1 protein-coding gene is annotated in these 1,178 nt (G+C 62.1%); it reads left to right on the top strand.

Annotated elements, in window-relative coordinates; translation table 11 throughout:
- Positions 1-1,178 (top strand): type VI secretion system tip protein TssI/VgrG (gene tssI, locus AC1RMX_RS29660; protein ID WP_493073878.1); only part of this gene is annotated, 1,178 nt, incomplete at both ends.

A 1,178-nucleotide genomic window follows, 5' to 3' on the forward strand; every position in this document is an offset into this window, starting at 1 on the left:
TCACCGGCCAACCAGGCTCATTTCAACCTGACCATCGATGGCGCGGACAGCGATTTCCAGGTGCTGTCGTTCACCGGTCGGGAGGCCCTCAACACGCCCTTCGAATTCGAGCTGGAACTGGTCAGCGAAAAGGCCTCGATCAACCTCGAAAGCCTGCTGCACAAACTGGCGTTTCTTCAGCTGTCGCCGAGCGGCACCGGGATTCACGGGCTGATCTACAGCATCGCCCAGGGCGAGGCGGGCAAGCGCCTGACCCGCTACAAGATCTCGCTGCGCCCGCAGCTTTCGTACCTCGCGCACCGTTTCAACCAGCGCATTTTCCAACAGATGACCGTGCAGCAGATCATCAGCCAGGTGCTGGAAGAACACGGCATCCTCGCCAGCGACTACCACTTCCAGCTGAGCGCGATCTATCCCGAGCGCGTCTACTGCACGCAGTACGACGAGAGTGACCTGCATTTTGTCCAGCGCCTGTGCGAAGAGGAGGGGATTCACTACCACTTCCAGCACACGTCCAGCGGCCACAAACTGACCTTCGGCGATGACCAGACGGTGTTCCCGAAACTCGCGCCCGTGGCCTATCAGCAGGACTCCGGGCTGGTGGCGGACAAGCCGGTGGTCAAGCGTTTCGGCCTGCGCCTGGCCACCCGCACCAGCCGCACTACGCGGCGCGATTACGACTTCGTCAAACCGAAGATCGAGCTGGAAAGCGACGCCAAGAGCAGCGCCCAGCCGGACCTGGAAGATTACGATTACCCGGGCCGTTTCGTGGACCGCGAGCGCGGCAAGCACCTGGCCAACCGCAACCTCGAACGCCACCGCAGCGACTATCGCCTGGCCGAGGGCAACAGCGACCAGCCGATTCTGGTCACCGGGCATTTTCTGGCCCTGACCGACCACGCCAACCCGACGTGGAACGACCTCTGGCTGCTCACTGAAATCTTCCACGAAGGCAAGCAGCCGCAAGTGCTGGAAGAGTCGGTGACCAGCGACACCACCGACAACAAAGACGATTTTCACCAGGGCTATCGCAACCGTTTCAACGCCATCCCCTGGGACGTGCCGTACCGTCCGCCGCTGGATCACCCGAAGCCCAAGGTTCTCGGTTCGCAAAGCGCCGTGGTCACCGGCCCGGAAGGCGAAGAGATCTTCTGCGACCAGTACGGCCGGGTGAAGGT

Source organism: Pseudomonas sp. GW822-FHT03F04 (genome assembly GCF_058801405.1).